Origin of the sequence: uncultured Marixanthomonas sp., assembly GCF_963974425.1 — a bacterium.
In the GTDB taxonomy this organism is placed as follows: Bacteria; Bacteroidota; Bacteroidia; order Flavobacteriales; family Flavobacteriaceae; genus Marixanthomonas.
In genome coordinates this window covers 1-18,655 of the sequence record NZ_CAXBCK010000038.1, presented here as the reverse complement: position 1 = coordinate 18,655, position 18,655 = coordinate 1, and the positions used below count along the sequence as shown (strand labels likewise).

Sequence of the window (18,655 nt, the reverse complement as noted above, 5' to 3'; positions counted from 1 at the left end):
ATAAGTGATTGGTTTTTGAAAGTAGGTTAGGGGGATGTTAAAAATCCAGCTATTAGGCTGGATTGATACGATTATAAAGTTAATTTTTTATTGAGATCTTCTACATACTTCCGAAACTGTTTATCAGTGCTCGAAAGATTATTAACTGTTTTACAAGCATGTAATACCGTTGCGTGATCGCGTTGTCCTATTTGTGACCCTATGGAAGCCAAAGAAGCTTTGGTGAGTTTTTTAGCGAAAAACATAGCCAATTGACGGGCTTGCACAATATGACGTTTTCGAGTTTTGCTTTGTAGCGTATCCACATCCATCTGGAAATAGTCGCTTACAATCTTTTGAATATAATCAATAGAAACTTCTCGTTTGGTATGCTTCACATAGTTATCAACAATCTTTTTGGCAAGATCGATGGTAATATCTTTTTTGTTGAAAGACGAGTGCGCAATCAACGAAATAATGGCACCTTCCAATTCGCGAATGTTGGTTTTGATGTTGTTTGCCAAAAATTCGATAATATCTTCAGGCATTTCCACGCCATCGCGATATAATTTATTTTTGATAATTGCCACACGAGTATCGTAATCGGGATGATTTAATTCTGCCGATAATCCCCATTTAAAACGAGAGAGCAAACGTTGCTCAATATCCATCATATCAACGGGAGCTTTGTCACTCGTTAAAATAACCTGTTTTCCGTTTTGGTGTAAATGGTTAAATATATGGAAGAACACATCCTGAGTTCCAGCTTTACCAGATAACAATTGAATATCATCCACAATCAATACATCAATTATTTGATAGAAATGGATAAAATCGTTTCGGTTGTTCTTTTTTACAGACTCTATATATTGTTGCGTAAATTTTTCCGCTGAAATATAAAGTACTGTTTTTTCAGGGTACTTATCTTTAATTTCAACTCCAATAGCGTGTGCAAGGTGTGTTTTTCCTAAACCGACACCGCCAAAAATTAATAATGGGTTAAACGAAGTTCCACCAGGTTTGTTAGCTACAGCCATTCCAGCCGAGCGGGCCAAACGGTTACTTTCTCCTTCTAGAAAATTATCAAAATTATACGAAGGGTTCAGTTGTGACTCAATCTTTACATTTCGAATCCCTGGAATGATAAATGGATTTTTTAGTTCCGGGCTTTTGTTCTTTACTGGAACATCAATTTCCTGCGATTGTAAATGACTTCGGTTAGAGCTAGGTATTTTTTCGGTAAAAGGTTGTTTGTTACCGTAGGTGTTTTCCATTCTAATAACATATACTAGTTTGGCATCTTTACCTAGTTCTTTAGTAAGAGCAACTTTCAATAATTTTACGTAATGCTCTTCCAGCCATTCGTAAAAAAATTTACTGGGCACTTGAATGCTCAGTGAATTATCTGTGAGTTTCACTGCATTTATGGGTTCGAACCACGTTTTATAAGCCTGAGAAGTAATGTTATCTTCAATGAAGGACAAACAATTGTTCCAAACCGATTTTGCAGTTTTGCTCATAGTTACTGTTGAAGTAATTAGTTTATTTAATTTAGATTTGGCTAAGAAGTAAAAAACAAGAGTATGTTTTTTTCAGTATCTTAACGGTACAAATATGTGAACAAAAAAATGAATAAAAAAATACAAAGGCTATTGAATTATTAGTTTTTTTTGTGCATACTCTAATACTGATAAAACTACAAAAAAAGATTGGCACCTAAGGCATAAAACTATGAAAAAATCCTTTACAAAAATACGCGTGCGATATGGCGAAACAGACCAAATGGGCGTGGTATATTACGGCAACTATGCACAATACCTAGAACAAGGACGAACAGAATGGCTTCGTGAACTAGGCTTTTCCTATAAATGGATGGAAGAACATGATATACAACTTCCTGTTGTTAATTTGAATGTGGATTATAAACGTCCGGCTCGGTATGATGATCTGTTAACAATTACAACAATCTTAAAAAAAATACCAACAGTTAAAATAGAATTTCAGTATGAAATACATAATGAAGCTAATGAACTTTTAGTGACTGCGACTACGACTTTAGTTTTTATAGACACTCAAACCAATAAGCTAAGAAAAGCTCCAGATTATTTGTTGAAAAGACTTAAAAAGGAAGACTAATCTTCTAATTTCTTGATGGTGATTTTATACGTGTTTTCAAATAATTCGAAAATACGAGCTGCTTCTTTTTGACGAACCGATATTTCTATCTCACAAGCTAATTCCATTTTTTGATTGATGATGTTCAAGTCTTCATCTTTTATAATGCGCATAACGGTATTCATTTCGGGATATTCAAACTTTAGTAAAAAGGTTTCATCAATCGTTCTTTTTACAATGTTTGAATTTTCCAAAGCCATCTGCGCCCCTGTTTTGTAGGCTTGAATTAAACCGCCGACACCTAATTTGGTTCCACCGAAATAACGTACTACCACAACTAGAGTGTTTGTTACATTGAATGATTGTAGCTGTCCGTAAATAGGCATTCCGGCAGAGTTTGAAGGTTCACCATCATCGTTCGCTCGATAAGCGTCATATTCTTTGCCTAGTTGCCAAGCGTAGCACCAGTGGCGTGCTTTGTGATGCTTGTTTTTTAGTTCTTCTATGTGTTCTTCAATTTGCGTTTCATTTTTAACAGGAAAGGCATAGCCAAAAAATTTACTACCTCGGTCTTTAAATAAGACTTCTTTTGAAGGTTTTGTAATGGTTTTATATGTGTCTTTTTCTGAAGAAATAGTCGAGTGTTTTAAATGTAAATTATAATGTGTTGATTACGGTATACTTTACCATTTTGCCAAAGCTACCAAAAAGATACTGATCACGGCAAGGATAATTCCAATCCAGTTTTTCCGAAGTAATTTTTCTTTAAAAAAGGTAATTCCCAACAGAGTCGAAAGCATGACAATAGCTACATTGTTAACCGTAAATACCCCCGAGCTTTCTAATATATCACTGCGTAAGGCTTGTATGATATAGTAGATTGAAAAATAGTTGGCAAACCCTAAAGCGATACCGCCAATAATCGTTTTAAACTGAAATTGAAACGTGCCTTTAATTGCCTGAAAAATCAAAATAAAAATTCCGATACACGCAGCTGCTGAAAAAATAATAGCTGAAAATAGCGCGACTTCATCTTCAGCCACCATCGTATCTTCCAGATACTTTATACTCGTATCGATAAAACCACTACCTAAAAAAACCAATAACGGATAAATTAAATTTTTCTTTTCTATAGCAATGCCATCTTTCGTTTTTATAGAAGCTAAATACACGGCGATCAATGCCAAAATAATTCCTAAAATCTTTAAAACACCAAGGCTTTCCTTATAGTAAACTAATCCAAAAACGATAGGAATAACCACACTCATTTTTGTAGCTACTGAAACTACTGATAACCCACTCTTTTGGGTTGTAATGGCCATTAAATTGAAAATAATGATAAACAAAGCACCAAGTCCTAAGGTGTAGTAAAACCAAGGTTGTTCAGGTACGTGTGCCAATGTAAGGTTCCCTTTATAAAAAAACATGCCGCACGAAAAGGCAACAAAATAATTTACCACAATAGCATGCAGTGTATTGATTTTAAACCGATCAAAAAGTTTAAAGACCACAAATATGAATGTGGAAGAAAGAATGCTTAAAAGTAGAGCTGTCAAGTAGCGTTGTTTTTAAATAATTGTAACGTGTCGTTTTGAAGGTTTTCTTCAGAAAGTAAAGAAATGTTAGCTTTTTGTTCTTCCGAAAAAATAGGTGCTTTTACACCGTCTTCAAATATAGCATTACCTGTAAATATATGTGCTTCGTCCCAAAGGTTGTCCTTAATGAAAGTGTTTATGGTTATTGCTCCTCCTTCAATAATCACTGATTGTAGATTGTATTTATGCAACACGCTACAGATTTGTTGGGCTATATTTTTTTGAAAATCAATAACTTCAAAGTTAATGTTTTCTAATGCTTCTTTCTGCTTCTCAGTAATTATAATGGTTGGAGCAGTTCCGTCAAATATCGAAGCTTCCGAAGGAATTTTCAGTTTTCTGTCGATAACAATTCGAGTAGGAGACGTGCCTTTCCAATCACGCGTGGTTAAACTTGGATTGTCTTTTAAAACAGTATTGGTCCCTACTAAAATAGCTTGTTCTTCTGCGCGTAATTTATGAGTCCGCTGGCGGGAGTAGGTATTGGTAATCCAAACGGGTTGTTGTTCTGTAATATCTTTTGAACGAGTTGAAGTTGCAGCAGGGGCAATAAAACCGTCTTTTGTCTGTGCCCATTTTAAAATAATATACGGTCGCTTTTTATTGTGAAATGTGAAAAAGCGTTTGTTTAGATGAATACAATCACTTTCCAAAATTCCAACAGTCACATTGCAGCCAGCCTCTATTAGCTTTTTTATTCCATTTCCAGATACTTTGGGGTTGGGGTCGGTGCTGCCAATTACCACACTTTTTATTCCGTTTGCTATAATTAAGTCGGCACAAGGAGGTGTTTTTCCAAAATGGCTACATGGTTCTAGGCTAACATATATGGTAGCTTCTTTCAAAAGACCTTTATCAGCAACACTATTTATGGCATTCACTTCGGCATGCGGTTCTCCGGCTTTATAATGCCATCCTTCGCCTATAATTGACTGATTGTAAACAATAACGCTTCCTACCAGCGGGTTTGGATAGGTTGTTCCCAGTCCGTTTTTGGCCAAATCGATGCAGCGTTGCATATATTTTTCATGTACCTTCACGCAGTAAAAATACAAGGAATTGCTTACATGAACACACCTATTATTCGTCTTATTGAAAAGAAAGACAATCCTCAAATAGCTAAAGTAATACGTTCTGTTTTTGAAGATATGGATATTCCAAAAACTGGAACAGCCTACGAAGATAAAGCATTAGACTCTATGTTTGAAGCGTACGATAAAGACAGAGCTTGCTACTTTGTGGTGGAACTAAACGGAACTGTAATTGGAGGGGCTGGCATTGCAAAACTCGATAATTATGAGGGTAATGTGTGCGAACTACAGAAAATGTACTTTTTGCCTGAAGCAAGAGGAAAAGGCTTAGGCGCAACGATGATAAAAATGTGTTTAGTAAAAGCACGCGAATTCAATTTTGAACAATGTTACATTGAAACCATGCCAAATATGACAGCTGCCCAAAAACTATATAAAAGTGTCGGGTTTGAGTTTTTAGATGGTCCTTTGGGAGATACTGGTCACCATTCTTGTCCGGTTCATATGTTGATGAAACTTTAGTATTTAACGATGAAATTAAAAGAACTAAAACATAATTTTACTGAAACGCTTTCAGAAGTTTACCCTTCAGAAGAAATACAATCCTTCTTTTCTATTCTTTCTGAAAAATACCTGAACCTTGCTCGCGTACAAATAACACTCGAAGCTGATAAAGAAATTGATTCAACTATTTTGAAAAGTTTTGAAAAAGCTTTAGAGAGACTCAAAAAACAGGAGCCTATACAATATATTGTGGGCGACACCGAGTTTTATGGACTCACTTTTAATGTAAATAAAAACACATTAATCCCTCGCCCCGAAACTGAAGAGTTGGTAGAATGGATTATAGAAGATTCTGTTTCAGAAAAAAGAAGTAATTATAGTATTTTGGATATAGGCAGCGGTTCGGGTTGTATTGCTATTTCATTGGCAAAAAACCTCACGAGTGCGACTGTTTCGGCATTAGATTATTCATTTGAAGCATTGAAAACTGCCGAAGAAAATGCAAAGCTAAACGATGTTAGGGTTCAATTTTTTCAAGAAGATATATTAAAAACGGGAACCCTTCCTCAGCAATACGATGTGATTGTTTCAAACCCGCCATATGTTCGTGAATTAGAAAAATTAGAGATGCAGAGCAATGTTTTAGATCATGAACCTGCATCGGCATTATTTGTAAGTAATTCAGACCCGTTGTTATTTTACCGAACTATAGCAAGGCTTTCGTTGCGCTACTTAAAGCCAAACGGAAAACTGTACTTCGAGATAAATGAGTACCTTAGTAAAGAATTAATAGATTCTTTAAAACAAGAAGGCTACCCAAATATTGAATTAAGAAAAGATTTTAGAGGAAAAGACCGAATGCTTTTATGCAGAAAAAGTAAGTAGCTAATTTTCTTCAGTTTAAAAAACTAATCAAATGAAAGAGTTAACAAAAATATGTGTGTTCTGCGGAAGCAGTGACGGAAATGATGCTGCTATAGTTGAAGCTGCAGAGAAAACAGGGAAACTGTTTGCCGAAAAGAATATTACATTGGTTTATGGCGCAGCTAAAATTGGAGTTATGGGGATTTTAGCTAAAGCTACCTTAGATAATAAAGGACAGGTAATAGGTGTAATTCCTGAATTTCTAAAGAAAAAAGAGGTAGTACACTTGGGGCTAACCAAACTGCATACTACAAAAAACATGCATGAGCGAAAACTTAAAATGCATGAATTAAGTGATGGTTTTATCGCTTTACCTGGTGGGATGGGAACTTTAGAAGAGCTTTTTGAAATCATTACATGGTTACAATTGGGGTTACACCAAAAACCTATTGGTTTATTAAATGTAAACGGTTTTTATAATGACCTTCTTAAGCTTTTGGAAACTATGGTGCGAAAAGGTTTTTTGTCAATGGATAATTATGAATTACTTCTTGTCGATACGACCATTGATAATTTGTTAGAAAAAATGCAGAACTTTAAAGCACCGGATATTCCGCATTGGTTAAATAAAGACCGAACGTAAGAAACTCCTTTCAGATTAAATTTTCCTTTCTATAAATATTAGATATATCTTTAATAGCTGCTAATCAGTGGTTTATTATGGGGTCTACTAAAAAGTATTTTGCAGAAGCATTGGGGACGTTTGCCTTGGTGTTATTTGGGTGTGGCGCAGCTACAATTGCCAGTGTTTCAGAATCAGGTCCTGAAGGTATTGGCTTGTTGGGTATTTCCTTGGCTTTCGGCTTTTCACTAGTGGTTATGGTATATGCCATTGGTCCAATTTCTGGTTGCCATATCAATCCAGCTGTCTCTATTGCGATGATGGCAGCTAAAAAGTTATCTGTAAAAGATACCATTGGGTATGTTATTTCACAATGTATAGGTGCTACACTTGCAGCAGCTGTATTGTATATAATAGTTATTGGAAGTGAAGGTTTTATTATGCCAGAATGGGGCTTGGCTAGTAATGGTTGGGGCGATGGCTATTTGGGTGAGTATAATATTATTTCAGCATTGATTACTGAGTTTGTTCTTACCTTTTTATTCCTTTTGGTCATTTTTGGCACTACTGCTAAAAAAGCATCTCCATTAATGGCTGGATTGGCCATTGGTATTTCGCTAGCATTAATACATATGGTGGCAATACCTATTACTGGGACATCAGTAAACCCAGCACGTAGTTTAGGTCCAGCATTATTTGCTGGCGGAGAAGCCTTAAAACAACTTTGGCTGTTTATATTAATCCCAATAGCTGGTGGTTTATTTGCAGCGATAGTTCGTAATTTATTTTTAGAAGATTAATTTTTTCTGAAATATTCTGTAACGCAACAAACGGCTATTCTTTATATTTGTTGGTATGAATACGGAACAGCAAATCAACCAGCTTCGTGAGGAGCTTCGCAAACATAATTACAATTACTACGTACTAGATAATCCCACGATTTCAGATTTTGAATTCGATCAAAAACTGAAACAGCTTCAAGAATTAGAAAGTAAACACCCTGAGTTTTATGATGCTAATTCTCCTACGTTACGAGTAGGAGGACAGGTGACTAAAAATTTTGAAACCGTTGCACACGAATATCGGATGTATTCGTTGTCAAATTCCTATTCAAAAGAAGATTTGGAAGATTGGGAAAAACGTATAAAAAAACTGGTTGACGGTCCAGTGGAATATGTTTGCGAACTTAAATACGATGGTGCTTCTATAAATTTAACCTACGAAAATGGAATGTTACAAAAGGCTGTAACAAGAGGCGATGGGTTTCAAGGAGACAATGTCACTACCAATGTAAAAACAATTAACTCCGTTCCTTTAAAACTGAAAGGTGATTTTCCGCCAAAGTTCGAAATACGAGGTGAGATTGTATTACCATTTGAAGGCTTTGCCCAAATGAATGCCGAACGGGTAGAAGCCGGAGAAGAACCCTACAGAAACCCACGGAATACGGCTTCAGGGAGTTTAAAGCTTCAAGATAGCAGTGAAGTCGCAAAACGTCCGTTAGAATGTTTATTGTATAGTATTAAAGCAAATCGGTTGCCTTTTACTACACAATTTGAAAGTCTTGAAAAAGCACGTGAATGGGGTTTTAAAGTCCCTAGTGTTGCCAAGCTGACCAAAAGTATCGATGAGGTTTTAAAGTTTGTAAATTATTGGGATATTCACCGTCACGATTTGCCGTATGAAACCGATGGAGTTGTTGTAAAAGTAAACAGTCTCTACCAACAAGAAGAATTAGGTTACACGGCCAAAGCCCCACGGTGGGCTATTGCCTATAAATTTAAAGCCGAACAAGTTTCCACAAAACTCAATACCATTACCTATCAAGTTGGCCGAACGGGAGCGATTACGCCGGTGGCCAATTTAGAGCCTGTTGAGTTAGCGGGAACCATTGTAAAAAGAGCTTCGTTACACAATGCCGATCAAATTGAAAAGCTTGATATTCGGGAAGGTGATACCGTTTTTGTAGAAAAAGGAGGTGAAATCATCCCGAAAATTATAGGGGTTGATTTTACGCAGCGTGATCCAAAATCAAATCCCACAGAATATAGAACTACGTGCCCAGAATGTGACACGGAACTGAGAAGAAAGGAAGGTGAAGCACAGCATTATTGTCCCAATACAGAAGGATGTCCGCCGCAAATAATTGGTCGTATTCAGCACTTTATTTCTCGTAAAGCGATGGATATTGAAGGATTGGGAGGTGAAACCGTTGCTTTATTGGTTAACAATGGGTTGATTAATAACTATGCCGATCTATACGATTTAACAAAAGAAGATGTCATTCCATTAGAGCGAATGGCAGATAAAAGCGCTGAGAATTTAGTGAATGGTATAGAGGCTTCTAAACAAATTCCGTTTGAGCGCGTATTATTTGCTTTAGGTATTCGCTATGTGGGTGAAACGGTTGCTAAAAAACTAGCAAAACATTACAAAACCATTGATGCACTTTCAACTGCAACTGAAGAGCAATTGATTTCAGTAGATGAAATCGGCGATCGCATTGCAGAAAGTGTCGTTTCTTTTTTTACTTCCGAAGAAAATAAACTAGTAGTAGAACGCTTAAAAGGGTATGGTGTGCAGCTTGAAATTTCAGCAGAGAAACTGGCAAACCAAACCGACAAATTAAACAGTGAAACCTTTGTGGTTTCTGGTGTGTTTCATAAAGTTTCCCGAACTGAGCTGAAAAAACTGATTGAAGATAACGGAGGGAAAGTATCAGGTTCTATTTCAGGAAAAACCAATTATGTGGTTGCTGGCGATAATATGGGGCCGAGCAAAAAAACAAAAGCTGAAAACCTCGGGGTGCCTATTATTTCAGAAGACGATTTCTTAGAAATGATTTCCTAAAAACCATTTTAAAAATGTAGCTGAAACCTGTACTTTTGTGAGAGAAGCTAATAAGGCTCATGTTTGAAAAACTAAAACATAGATCATTACGTAAAAAGATTGAGCAAAACCTGATTACCAGAGATGTTTCAGAAATAAATTCTGAATTAAAAACATTGGGTTTTTTGGTGGACGAAGCTACCTTTCAAGATTTTGAAAAATTGTATGAGTTTTCAGATTATTTCAATCTGCAGCCAAAAGATGTAACCGTTTTTTCTTTTTTAGAAGTGAAAAGAAAACTTCCTTCCTTGCGTCATAATCAATTACATAATAAGGATTTTGACTGGAAAGGGCATTTGCATAATCAGAATGCAAAAGAATTTATAGATAAGCGGTTCGATGTTTTAGTGGGATATTATACTACGAAAAATGATTTTTTAGATAGTATGGTTTCTGCAAGCAATGCTAATTTTAAAGTTGGATTCGCTGGTGCCGATCCTCGGTTATTTGACCTTTTAATTGATTTGGACCTTAAGAACATAGAAGCTTTTAAAACGGAATTAAAAAAATATTTAACTGTATTAAATAAATTAAAATGAAAGAATTGATAGGAACCGGAGTCGCATTAATTACTCCTTTTAAGGAAGATTTTTCGGTAGATGTAGAAGGATTGAAAAAAGTAGTTAACTACAATATAGATAACGGGACAGATTACCTTGTTGTTTTAGGAACAACGGCCGAAAATGCTACTTTAAATGAAGCAGAAAAACAAATAGTGATCGATACTATTGTTGAAACTAACAATGGCAAACTACCATTAGTTTTAGGAATTGGCGGAAACAATACCGCAGCCGTAATTGAAGAGATGAAAACCAGAGATGTATCGGCTTTTACAGCCATCCTTTCGGTTTCTCCGGCATACAACAAACCCACCCAAGAAGGGATTTACAATCACTTTGCTGCTATCGCAAAAGAAGCTCCGTTGCCTATTGTTTTGTATAATGTGCCAGGACGGACAGCTTCGAACATGCTTCCAGAAACGGTTTCTCAATTAGCAAAAGATCATAAAAACATAATCGGTATTAAAGAAGCTGCTGGTGATTTGGTTCAGGCGATGCAATTGATAAATAATACTTCAGACGAGTTTTTGGTTATTAGCGGTGATGATATGATCGCTTTACCAATGACGTTAGCTGGCGGTGCAGGAGTAATTTCAGTTATTGCACAAGGATTTCCAAAGGAATTTTCTAGTATGATTCGCTTAGGGTTAGATAGAAAAGTAGACGAAGCATACGACATTCATTATAAAATAGCTCCAGCAATCAATTATATTTTTGAGGAAGGAAACCCGGCAGGTATTAAAGCTGTTTTCAGAAAATTAGACATTTGTAATGACACAGTGCGCTTGCCATTAGCGAAAGCCAGTGAGTATTTACAAAACAAAATAGCCTCTTTTGTAGACGCATTATAGAAGTATTTTTGAAGGAACAACGTTAATTTTTTCTGAAATATCCTGTTTTATAGGTTTTGACACAATAATTTAGCCTACTATTTAGTTTTTATAATCCCATTTAATTCACTAATTTTGCACGATGTTTTTTAACACTATGAAGAATATTATTTTATTGCTTTTTGCCGTAATTATGTTAAGCTCTTGTAGCGAATACCAGAAGGTGTTATCTTCTGACGATACAGGAAAAAAATATGCGCTGGCAGACTCTCTATACAAACAAGAAAAATATAAAAAAGCATTAAAGCTTTTTGAACAAGTTGTACCAGTATATCGCGGAAAACCACAAGCAGAGCGACTTATGTTTTTATACGCTAATACTTTTTACGAATTAGAAGATTACTATTTGTCTGGGTATCAATTTGAGCGTTTTGAAACGTCTTACCCTCAAAGTGACAGTGTAGAAATTGCAGCGTACAAATCGGCTAAAAGTTACTCTCAATTATCTCCACGTTATTCACTAGATCAAGAAGATACCTACAAGGCCTTGGAGAAGTTACAGAGTTATATTAACAAGTACCCTACTTCAGAAAAACGGATGGAAGCCAATGAATTGGTTTCAGAATTACAAAAAAAAATAGAGAAAAAAGATATTGAAATCGCCAATCAAAACCTTAAAATAGCTGAATACATTGGTGATTATAGACCAGCGATTGAATCATATGATAATTTCATATCAGACCATCCTGGTTCAGTTTATAGGAAAGATGCATTCTTTGGAAGGTTGGAAGCAGCCTACGAATTAGCAGTACGAAGTGTACCTTCATTAGTTGAAGAACGACTGATAACCGCACAAGATTATTACAATAAATTTAATAAGTATTATAGTGATACTGATTTAAAGGCCGAAGCCGATTTGATTGCTCAAAATATAGAGGAGCGCTTAGGTGAAACAGAACAAAAAAGTTAAAACAAGGATTATGATCGATATTAAAAATTCTGAAGCTCCTATCAATACAACGACGATTGATAAGAACAAAGTTGATGAGCCAACTAACAATATTTATGAGGCTATTTCAATTATTTCGAAGCGAGCTACGCAAATTAACGGGGACATCAAGAAAGAGTTACTTGAAAAACTAGATGAGTTTGCTACGTACAATGACAGTTTAGAAGAAATTTTTGAAAACAAAGAACAAATTGAAGTTTCTAAGTTTTACGAACGTCTTCCTAAACCGCACGCTCTTGCAGTAGAGGAGTGGTTAAACGACAAAATTTACTACCGTAACACGAAGGAAGAAGAACTAGATAAGTAAAAAGATGTCAGTTTTAAGCGGTAAAAATGTGTTGCTTGGTGTTACAGCCGGTATTGCCGCTTACAAGGCTGCTTTTTTGGTTAGGTTGTTAGTGAAAAATGGCGCGAATGTTAAGGTTGTAATGACGCCTTCAGCAAAAGATTTTGTCACGCCATTAACCCTTTCCACACTTTCTAAAAACAAAGTTTTTTCCTCTTTTACCAATGAGGAAGATGAAAATGCCCAATGGAATAACCACGTAGCGTTAGGCCTTTGGGCAAATTTATTTATAATAGCTCCAGCCACAGCCAATACCTTGTCTAAAATGGCAAATGGTACGAGCGACAACTTATTGTTAGCTACGTATCTTTCAGCTAAATGCCCTGTGTATTACGCTCCTGCAATGGATTTAGATATGCACAAACATCCCAGTACTGCGGAAACATTTAAGAAATTAAATAGCTTTGGTAATATTCAAATTCCAGCTGAAGAAGGCGAGTTGGCAAGCGGCTTATTGGGTAAAGGCCGTATGGCAGAGCCAGAACATATTGTTTCTTTCCTTGAAAAGGATATTCAGAAAAAGTCACCTCTTCGGAATAAAAAAATAGTGATTACTGCAGGTCCTACCTACGAAGCAATTGACCCTGTTCGTTTTATTGGAAATCATAGCAGCGGTAAAATGGGGTACGCTATTGCAGAAACAGCAGCTAATTTAGGTGCTGAGGTGGTTTTGGTTTCAGGGCCGGTAAATTTATCTTTAGAACATAATAATATTAAGGTAGTGCCGGTAACTTCAGCTGAAGAAATGTATCAAGCCGTTCACAATCATTTTTCTAACTGTGACATAGCTATTTTAAGTGCTGCAGTAGCAGATTATAGGCCAAAAGATGTTGCTTCCGAAAAAATAAAAAAGAACGATAGTACTCTAACCATCCAACTGGAAAAGACAAAAGACATTTTAAAATCGTTGGGTGAAATTAAAGAACACCAATTTTTAACTGGTTTTGCGTTAGAAACTCAAAATGAGTTGGAAAATGCAAAAAGCAAACTCAAAAAAAAGAATTTAGATTTAATTGTATTAAATTCGCTCAAAGACAAAGGAGCTGGCTTTAAGGCAGACACAAACAAAGTGACTTTAATAGATAAGCACAATAAAGTGAAAGCTTTTTCTGTTAAACCAAAGACCGAAGTCGCAAACGATATTTTACAATACATTATACAACAAATAGATGCGTAGATTTTTACTTATACTTTCCGTTTTTATACTTTCATTTTCTACACAAGCGCAAGAACTTAATTGCAGTGTTTTGGTCGATGCAGAACAGACAGGACAGCCTAATTTACAAGTGTTCAGGACGCTTCAGCAAGAATTGACCGATTTTGTTAATAATACGAAGTGGACCAATAAAGTATATAAAAATCAAGAACGTATCGACTGTAATATGTCGATTATTGTTTCTGATTTTGAATCCAATTCATTTACGGCAACTATTCAAATTCAGGCTTCTAGACCGGTTTATGGTTCAAGCTATAATTCGCCAATCTATAATTATAATGACCGTCAGTTTAGTTTTGATTATACGGAGTTTCAACCTTTAAATTTTAACTTGAATACCTTTAGTTCTAATTTAATATCGGTTATTGCATATCACGTGTATACGATTATTGGTTTAGATGCTGACACATTTGAGTTAAATGGTGGAGATGAATACTTTGAAACGGCTAAACAGATTGTAAATACAGCTGCTTCGGGTAATTTTACAGGTTGGAAACCAACCGATGGTACACAAACTCGCTACCGTTATAACGAGGCTGCAATTTCAAATGTATATCAAGAATTTCATACCGCGATGTATGATTATCACAGAAAAGGATTGGATAAGATGGCGGAAAGTCCAAAGGATGCAAAAAGCGCTATAGCTGATGCAATTGAAACCTTGGCACAGATTAATAATCGACGTCCTAATTCATATTTAATTCGTACTTTCTTTGATGCTAAAAGCGACGAGATACAAAGCGTTTTTAGTGGTGGCCCAAATGTGGATATTGTAAAATTGGTTGAGAACCTAAATAAATTGGCGCCGACTAAAAGAAGCAACTGGAGCGAAATTAAATATTGATCAATTTTCTTATTTTCCTTGTTGTTGTAAAAACTTCATTTTACATTTAAAATCGTTTTCAAAACCGTATTTTTAATACCGGAAAAACTTATTTTATACTAGTGATTACGACTTTAGCCATAAAAAATTACGCCCTAATCGATGATATCCGTATGGATTTCAAGGATGGATTGACCATTATTACTGGAGAAACCGGAGCGGGAAAGTCTATTTTGTTGGGTGCATTATCCTTGGTGTTAGGTAAACGAGCCGATTTAAATAGCATGAAAGATGCTTCAAAAAAGTGTGTGATAGAAGCTGAATTTGCTATCGAAAAATTTAAATTACAAAGTCTTTTTGAAGAAAACGACTTGGATTATGATGCACACACCATCATAAGAAGAGAAATTTTACCAAGTGGTAAATCACGAGCTTTTATTAATGACACGCCAGTAACCTTATCACAATTACAAGCTGTAGGGCCTTACTTGGTCGATATTCACAGTCAGCATGAAACGCTTTCCTTAGCTGAAGAAAACTACCAAATGCAAGTAATCGATACATTGGCAGAAAATACGTCGCTTAAAAATGCTTATTCTGAACAGTTACAATCATATAGATTTACAGCCAAAGCATTAGAAGAAGCGAAACTTAAAAAAAGCGAAGCTTCCAAAGAAATAGACTACAATACCTTTTTGTTTACCGAATTGGAAGAAGCCAATCTAGAAGGCATAGATCAAGCAGCGTTAGAAGAAATATATGAAACGCTTAGCAATGCTGAGGAAATACAAGAAACGCTTTCAAAAGTAGTTCAATTGTATTCTGAAGAACAAATAGGCACAATGGAAACAGCTAAAGAGGCTCGTGCGGCATTAAGCCAATTAAAAAATTATGGCTCGGTGTATCATGCTCTTTGGGAACGCTTGAACAGTGTGATTATTGAGTTGGACGACTTAAACGAAGAAACCGAACAAATAGCGACATCGGTTGAAGCTGATCCGCAAGAACTACTCAGTATTAACGAGAAACTGCAAACTTTACATAAGTTACAGCAAAAACATAATGTAGCGACGGTTTCAGAATTAGTGAAAATTAAAAATACGCTTGAGGCTAACATAACCGATACCCACAACCTTGATTCCCGTATTGAAACATTGGAACAGGAGGTTATCACTTTAAATAAAGAAGTACGAAAAACCGGGAAAGCCATTCACGAGTCGCGTGAGGCGGTCATTCCTAAGTTACAAGAAAAACTAGAAGCTATTTTAGCAAAACTTGGTTTGCCAAATGCTCGTTTTGATTTTAAGTTAACGGCCACTGAAAATCTTCGTGAAAACGGAACAGATATGCTCGAGTTGTTATTTACCGCCAACAAAGGCACAACAATGGGGTCCATAAAAAAAGTAGCTTCTGGAGGCGAAATGAGTCGTATTATGCTGGCGGTAAAAGCTGTTTTGGCAGAATATCAAACGTTGCCAACTCTTATTTTTGATGAAATTGACACAGGAGTTTCAGGTGAGATCGCCAATAAAATGGCTGCTATTATGGATGTTATGAGTCGCGGAATGCAACTGGTAAGCATTACACACTTACCGCAAATTGCCTCAAAAGGAGCACAACATATTAAGGTGTATAAAGAAGATGTAAATAATGTTACGGAAACTCATTTAAAAACTTTGTCGCAGGAAGAGCGTATTGTGGAGATTGCACAGATGATAGGAGGAAAAAATGTAACCGATTCTGCCTTAGCACACGCAAAGGAATTACTGAATTAAAACCGTATCTTTACTGTTTAGTATTTAATATTATAGATTTCAAACTTTAAAAATATAAATCACTTGATTATAATTGAAAATCACTCAATAAATCAATAATCAAAAACTTAATAGAACATGTCATATAATTTATTAAAAGGAAAACGAGGAATTATTTTTGGCGCCTTAGATGAAAACTCCATTGCATGGAAAACTGCGGAACGCGTTCACGAAGAAGGTGGGAAATTTGTATTAACCAATGCACCTATAGCACTGCGAATGGGACAGATAGATGAATTGGCAAAAAAGACAAATTCTGAAATTATCCCTGCAGATGCAACTAATATGGAGGATTTAGAAAACTTAGTTGAGAAAGCAACCGAAATTTTGGGAGGTAAACTTGATTTTGTTCTTCATTCTATTGGGATGTCTGTAAACGTTCGAAAAGGCAAACACTATACAGATCAAAACTACGATTGGACACATAAAGGTTGGGATATATCTGCCGTTTCTTTTCATAAAACAATGAACGTTTTATACAATAAAGATGCGATGAACGAATGGGGAAGTATAGTAGCTCTAACCTATATGGCTGCCCAGCGTGTATTTCCTGACTATAACGATATGGCCGACAATAAAGCCTATTTGGAGTCAATAGCAAGAAGTTTTGGATATTTCTTCGGAAGAGATAAAAAGGTACGCGTAAATACCATTTCGCAGTCACCAACACCTACTACGGCTGGAAAAGGAGTAAAAGGGTTTGATGGGTTTATTTCATATGCAGATAAAATGTCACCATTAGGAAACGCAACGGCAATAGACTGTGCCAATTACACAATTTCTTTATTTAGTGATCTAACCAAACGGGTAACACTTCAAAATTTATACAATGACGGAGGCTTTTCAAACGTAGGGGTTAGCGATGCGGTTATAGAAGCTTTTGACGAAAAATAAGTTTATAATAATAGTTCCATATTAAGAAAAGGCCCGTTGTTACGGGTCTTTTTTTTGTTAAAAAATTAACGGTATTAGTTTTATTTTGTGGTTTTACTATTGATTTACTTGTGTTTAAGATTTATTTTAGATATTTTTAAGCTAATATTAACTAAACTCTAATTTTAATTATGAAAAAAATTACTTTTTTATGGTGTTTATTGCTCTGTCTCACGACGGCAATGAATGCTCAAACTAACAAATCGTCGATTAACGATTTGTTGAACAGGTATTCTCAATTGGAGACTCAAAGTGGATCAATTTCTGAGCACTTTACAAAAGGGGAACAGCGAATGCTACGCACTTATTTTATGAATCAGCAACCTGCAAAACCTGCTAATGGTACTGAAGGAGTTAATCTAGATAATTCTGAAGAAGCTAGGCAACTAGTTACTACCGAAGCACAGCAGAACACATACAAATATCGGTTTATTCCATTGTTTGAGGCTTCGGTCAATAAGGACAGTTCTGAGGAAGCGAGAAGCATACTAGCTGGGGCTGAGTCTTATGAAAAGCCTTTGTTTATGCAACCTCAAGCACTTACAGCAGCGGAAGAATTAGAAATTAATAAAGCTACTCAAATACAGGGCAATAGCAACTTTGTACATAAAGTTGAGGCTCCCCGAAACAGCGTTATGGCGGATATTATTCCTACATCGGGGGCTACTGAGACATTTTCACCAGCTGTTGGTGATTTTTTCTTTGATACAGGTGGACCAGGTGGAAGTGAAACTACCGATGGTGAACCAGGAAACTATCCTAACTGTGGTTGTGTTACTACGACAACGTTAGATGGTGTAACAGAACTGGAGTTTATTGAATATTACGTATTTGCAAATTTTGATTGGTTGCGTATTTATGATGGTGCCGATACATCGGGTACTATCCTTTGGGATACTTCTAGTGGAGGAATGAATGACGGCTTAGTAACATTGGCAGAAATGATTACAGCTAATGGTTCTGCTGTTTTTACAGGAACTTCAGGAAGCATGACTTTTGAATTTGGCTCCTCTACAGTAGTTGATCGCTTAGGTTGGGAAGCTGAAATCCTTGCTGCCAGTGGTGGTGGCGGAGGTGGCGGTGGTACCGCTTGTTCACAAGAACATCCTTATGCAGCAGGTACTTATGCAGGTGTAGGATCGTCAATTGATTCTGATTTCAAAACAGCAGTAGATATTCAGGTAGCTATGGGAGAAGATTTTACTTTGGAAACCATTGAGGTTCCCTTCCTTACTTTTGCACCAGAAGACGCACCGGTAGCCGCTAACGTTGTATACTATGAAGATGATGGTGGATTGCCAGGCGCTATGATAGGGAGTGAGACAGTTGTTCCAACCGTATTGAGTTCAGCTCCTTGGATAAATCCAATTGCATTTGAATTTTTCACTAGTTTACCTATAACCCCATTCACTTTTGAAGGTGATGCAGCTAGCGATACTACCTATTGGGTAGAAATTAGTATGGGTACTGCAACCAACCAAGCTACGGTTTTCTGGGAAGGTACTTTAGACACACCTGTAGAAGG

The 18,655-nt window shown here is 36.2% G+C and carries 19 protein-coding genes; 15 read left to right on the top strand and 4 right to left on the bottom strand.

The features are described 5' to 3' along the window. Positions 1–71 precede the first annotated feature (71 nt). The gene (gene dnaA / locus AACZ92_RS11680) at positions 72–1,499 is read right to left on the bottom strand and encodes a chromosomal replication initiator protein DnaA (protein ID WP_117159160.1); all 1,428 of its coding nucleotides are present in this window, start codon (positions 1,497–1,499) and stop codon (positions 72–74) included. A 211-nt stretch (positions 1,500–1,710) separates the two neighbouring features. On the opposite strand from dnaA, the gene AACZ92_RS11675 reads away from it, so the two are divergent. Continuing rightward, positions 1,711–2,115: a thioesterase family protein gene (locus AACZ92_RS11675; RefSeq protein WP_339701485.1), complete on the top strand. Its 405-nt coding sequence runs from the start codon at positions 1,711–1,713 to the stop codon at positions 2,113–2,115. Here AACZ92_RS11675 and AACZ92_RS11670 read toward each other — a convergent pair. Genes AACZ92_RS11670 through ribD form a run of 3 tightly spaced genes read right to left on the bottom strand, consistent with a single transcriptional unit; the run spans position 2,112 to position 4,729 of the window. Beyond that, positions 2,112–2,729, bottom strand: coding sequence for a YigZ family protein (locus AACZ92_RS11670; RefSeq protein ID WP_339701534.1), 618 nt, complete (start codon positions 2,727–2,729; stop codon positions 2,112–2,114). The two genes, AACZ92_RS11675 and AACZ92_RS11670, sit on opposite strands and share 4 nt — an antisense overlap. A gap of 48 nt (positions 2,730–2,777) precedes the next feature. Further along, the gene (locus AACZ92_RS11665; RefSeq protein ID WP_339701483.1) at positions 2,778–3,650 is read right to left on the bottom strand and encodes a DMT family transporter; all 873 of its coding nucleotides are present in this window, start codon (positions 3,648–3,650) and stop codon (positions 2,778–2,780) included. Then, positions 3,647–4,729 carry a bifunctional diaminohydroxyphosphoribosylaminopyrimidine deaminase/5-amino-6-(5-phosphoribosylamino)uracil reductase RibD gene (gene ribD / locus AACZ92_RS11660; protein WP_339701480.1) on the bottom strand — a complete coding sequence of 361 codons (1,083 nt, stop codon included), beginning with the start codon at positions 4,727–4,729 and terminating at the stop codon, positions 3,647–3,649. The genes AACZ92_RS11665 and ribD overlap by 4 nt, the downstream gene beginning before the upstream one ends. 27 nt (positions 4,730–4,756) lie before the next feature. On the opposite strand from ribD, the gene AACZ92_RS11655 reads away from it, so the two are divergent. The 14 genes from AACZ92_RS11655 to AACZ92_RS11590 form a co-directional block, all read left to right on the top strand. Then, positions 4,757–5,242, top strand: a complete 486-nt coding sequence (locus tag AACZ92_RS11655) for a GNAT family N-acetyltransferase (protein ID WP_339701477.1) — start codon at positions 4,757–4,759, stop codon at positions 5,240–5,242. Positions 5,243–5,251: 9 nt separating this feature from the next. Further along, a complete protein-coding gene (prmC, locus tag AACZ92_RS11650; RefSeq protein ID WP_339701475.1) occupies positions 5,252–6,109 on the top strand; it encodes a peptide chain release factor N(5)-glutamine methyltransferase in 858 nt (285 codons plus the stop codon). Between the two features lie 31 nt (positions 6,110–6,140). Next, complete coding sequence (locus AACZ92_RS11645) at positions 6,141–6,731, top strand: TIGR00730 family Rossman fold protein (RefSeq protein WP_339701473.1); 591 nt, start codon at positions 6,141–6,143, stop codon at positions 6,729–6,731. Positions 6,732–6,808: 77 nt separating this feature from the next. Then, positions 6,809–7,510 carry an aquaporin Z gene (aqpZ, locus tag AACZ92_RS11640; RefSeq protein ID WP_339701471.1) on the top strand — a complete coding sequence of 234 codons (702 nt, stop codon included), beginning with the start codon at positions 6,809–6,811 and terminating at the stop codon, positions 7,508–7,510. Positions 7,511–7,565: 55 nt separating this feature from the next. Continuing rightward, positions 7,566–9,560, top strand: coding sequence for an NAD-dependent DNA ligase LigA (gene ligA / locus AACZ92_RS11635; protein ID WP_339701467.1), 1,995 nt, complete (start codon positions 7,566–7,568; stop codon positions 9,558–9,560). A gap of 59 nt (positions 9,561–9,619) precedes the next feature. Further along, positions 9,620–10,138 (top strand): hypothetical protein, encoded by a 519-nt coding sequence (locus AACZ92_RS11630; protein ID WP_339701464.1) that lies wholly within the window; start codon positions 9,620–9,622, stop codon positions 10,136–10,138. Further along, entirely contained in the window at positions 10,135–11,010 is an 876-nt protein-coding gene (dapA, locus tag AACZ92_RS11625) for a 4-hydroxy-tetrahydrodipicolinate synthase (protein ID WP_339701462.1), read from the top strand. The genes AACZ92_RS11630 and dapA overlap by 4 nt, the downstream gene beginning before the upstream one ends. A 136-nt stretch (positions 11,011–11,146) precedes the next feature. Then, a complete protein-coding gene (bamD, locus tag AACZ92_RS11620) occupies positions 11,147–11,959 on the top strand; it encodes an outer membrane protein assembly factor BamD (protein ID WP_339701460.1) in 813 nt (270 codons plus the stop codon). A 10-nt stretch (positions 11,960–11,969) separates the two neighbouring features. Next, entirely contained in the window at positions 11,970–12,305 is a 336-nt protein-coding gene (locus tag AACZ92_RS11615) for a DNA-directed RNA polymerase subunit omega (RefSeq protein WP_339701458.1), read from the top strand. A gap of 4 nt (positions 12,306–12,309) precedes the next feature. After that, entirely contained in the window at positions 12,310–13,521 is a 1,212-nt protein-coding gene (gene coaBC / locus AACZ92_RS11610; RefSeq protein ID WP_339701455.1) for a bifunctional phosphopantothenoylcysteine decarboxylase/phosphopantothenate--cysteine ligase CoaBC, read from the top strand. Then, positions 13,514–14,404: a DUF4835 family protein gene (locus AACZ92_RS11605; RefSeq protein WP_339701452.1), complete on the top strand. Its 891-nt coding sequence runs from the start codon at positions 13,514–13,516 to the stop codon at positions 14,402–14,404. Before coaBC ends, AACZ92_RS11605 begins: the two co-directional genes overlap by 8 nt. Before the next feature lie 101 nt (positions 14,405–14,505). Further along, the gene (gene recN, locus AACZ92_RS11600) at positions 14,506–16,158 is read left to right on the top strand and encodes a DNA repair protein RecN (RefSeq protein WP_339701449.1); all 1,653 of its coding nucleotides are present in this window, start codon (positions 14,506–14,508) and stop codon (positions 16,156–16,158) included. 117 nt (positions 16,159–16,275) lie between these two features. Further along, entirely contained in the window at positions 16,276–17,091 is an 816-nt protein-coding gene (locus AACZ92_RS11595; RefSeq protein WP_339701445.1) for an SDR family oxidoreductase, read from the top strand. A gap of 170 nt (positions 17,092–17,261) precedes the next feature. After that, positions 17,262–18,655: hypothetical protein (locus AACZ92_RS11590; RefSeq protein ID WP_339701442.1), on the top strand; the 1,394-nt coding region annotated here is incomplete at its 3' end.